Consider the following 2,411-nt stretch of genomic DNA (forward strand, 5'->3'; position numbering starts at 1 on the left):
GGCCGCCACCGCGCTGTTCGCCGCCAGCCCCTGGCTGGGTCGCTGGCTGGCGGCGCGGCGCAAGGCCGCCGAGCATCCGCCGCATACGCCGCTGTCACTGGGCGCACATATCGGCGTGTCGATCTACGGCGGCTACTTCGGCGCCGGCATGGGCATCCTGCAGCTGGCCACCTTCTCCATCGAGGGCCACGCCCTGGCCCGCGCCAACGCGCTGAAGAACCTGATCTCGGCAGTGATCTACAGCATCGCCACCCTGACCTTCGTCATCGCCGGGCGGGTCAGCTGGTACGAGCTGGCCATCCTGCTCACCGGCGCCACCCTTGGCGGCTACGCCGGCGGCGCACTGGGCGAGAAGCTGCCGCCGGCGCTGCTGCGCGCCTTGGTCATTCTGGTGGGCAGCGGGATGACGCTGTACTACTTCTGGGTCACCTACTTGCGCTAGGCGTTGGGCTTCGCTGCGCTCAGCACCAACCTACGCGCCAACCTACGCCCCGACCTGGCCAGCGGCCCCGCTGATTTGCCCGAGGGGCGCGGCTCTGCTAGTGTCGCGCCCGTTTCTACGCTGCCCGAGACCCGCCGCCATGGCCCGCAAGAAAGCCGCCCCCGACTTCGAACATTCCCTCGCCGAGCTGCAGGCGCTGGTCGAGCGCCTGGAGAGCGGCGAGCTGTCGCTGGAAGACTCGCTGACCGCCTTCGAGCAGGGCATCGGCCTGACCCGCGAGTGCCAGGCCGCCCTGGCCCAGGCCGAGCAGAAGGTGCAAATTCTGCTGGAACGCGACGGCGAGTTGGAGCCGGCGCCGTTCGACGCGGACCCGGTGGCATGATCAAGGCCTACCAGGCGAGCTGCCAGGCCCGCGTCGACGCCGCCCTCGAGCCGCTGTTCCAGGCCCCGCGTGCGGAGCTCGAACGCCTCTACCAGGCCATGCGCTACAGCGTGATGAACGGCGGCAAGCGCGTGCGCCCGCTGCTGGTCTACGCCGCCTGCGAGGCATTGGGCGGCAAGCTGGACCGCGCCGATGGCGCCGCCTGCGCGGTGGAGCTGATCCACGCCTATTCCCTGGTGCACGACGATCTGCCGGCGATGGACGACGACGACCTGCGCCGCGGCCAGCCGACCACCCACAAGGCCTTCGACGAAGCCTGCGCCATCCTCGCCGGCGATGGCCTGCAGAGCCTGGCCTTCGAGGTGCTCGCCGACCGCCGGCGCAACCCGCAGGACGCCGAAGTGCGTCTGCAGATGATCGCGGCCCTGAGTGCCGCCGCCGGCCCGGCCGGGATGGTCGGCGGCCAGGCCATCGACCTCGGCGCGGTGGGCCTGCCGCTCGACCAGAGCGCCCTGGAAACCATGCACCGGCACAAGACCGGCGCGCTGATCGAGGCCAGCGTACTGCTCGGCGCCCTGGCCAGCGGCAACGCCGACGAGCTCGGCCTCAAGGCGCTGCAGCAGTACGCCCGCGCCATCGGCCTGGCCTTCCAGGTGCAGGACGACATCCTCGACGTGGAGAGCGACACCGCCACCCTGGGCAAGACCCAAGGCAAGGATGAGGCCAACCACAAACCCACCTACCCCGCCCTGCTCGGCCTCGACGCCGCCAAGGCCTATGCCCTGGAACTGCGCGACCAGGCCCTGCACCTGCTGCGCCCCTTCGGCAGCCAGGCCGAGCCGCTGCGCGAGCTGGCGCGCTATATCGTCGAACGGCGCAGCTAGAACCTGGCGGTGCACCCTGTGGGAGCGGTTTCAGCCGCGAAAGCCACAACGCGCCATCATCATTTGCGTCTATGTCGGCATGATCGCCATATAAGGCTTGCTTTACCCCCGCGACCAGCCTCCTAAGATGGCTCCATAACGACAAGACGTCCGGAGCCGCCATGCCCTTTTCCGCCCTGCTGATCGCCAACCGCGGCGAGATCGCCATCCGCATCGCCCAGGCCTGCGCCGACCTCGGCATCCGCAGCGTGGCGGTGTACGCCGAGGACGACAGCGCCTGCCTGCACATACGCAAGGCCGACCTGGCCGTGCCACTGGCTGGACGCGGCCCGGCGGCCTATCTGGACATGGATCAGCTCATTGCCGTCGCCCGCGCGCACGGCTGCAGCGCCATCCACCCCGGCTACGGTTTTCTCGCCGAGAACGCCGAATTCGCCCGCCGCTGCCAGGATGGCGGGCTGACCTTCGTCGGCCCGACGCCGGAAACCCTGCAACTGTTCGGCGACAAAGCCGCCGCCCGCGCCCTGGCCGAACGCTGCGCGGTGCCGCTGGTACCGGGGATCAACCAGGCGGTGACGCCGGAGCAGGCCGCGGACTTTCTCGCCGAACACGGCAGCGTGATGCTCAAGGCCCTGGCCGGCGGCGGCGGGCGCGGCATGCGTGCAGTGGAGGATGCCGCGCAGCTGGCCGAGGCCTTCGCCCG

At 70.2% G+C, this 2,411-nt stretch carries 4 protein-coding genes; all 4 read left to right on the forward strand.

All coding sequences use genetic code 11. The annotated features are described in order from the left end of the window. On the forward strand, positions 1-442 hold a 442-nt coding region (locus N878_RS17805), incomplete at its 5' end, for a sulfite exporter TauE/SafE family protein (protein WP_021444940.1). 139 nt (positions 443-581) lie between these two features. Next, entirely contained in the window at positions 582-824 is a 243-nt protein-coding gene (locus N878_RS17810; protein WP_021444941.1) for an exodeoxyribonuclease VII small subunit, read from the forward strand. Beyond that, positions 821-1,708, forward strand: a complete 888-nt coding sequence (locus N878_RS17815) for a polyprenyl synthetase family protein (RefSeq protein ID WP_021444942.1) — start codon at positions 821-823, stop codon at positions 1,706-1,708. The genes N878_RS17810 and N878_RS17815 overlap by 4 nt, the downstream gene beginning before the upstream one ends. A 161-nt stretch (positions 1,709-1,869) precedes the next feature. Continuing rightward, on the forward strand, positions 1,870-2,411 hold a 542-nt coding region (locus N878_RS17820), incomplete at its 3' end, for a biotin carboxylase N-terminal domain-containing protein (RefSeq protein WP_031303418.1).

Source organism: Pseudomonas sp. EGD-AK9 (assembly GCF_000465935.2).
Lineage (GTDB): Bacteria > Pseudomonadota > Gammaproteobacteria > Pseudomonadales > Pseudomonadaceae > Aquipseudomonas.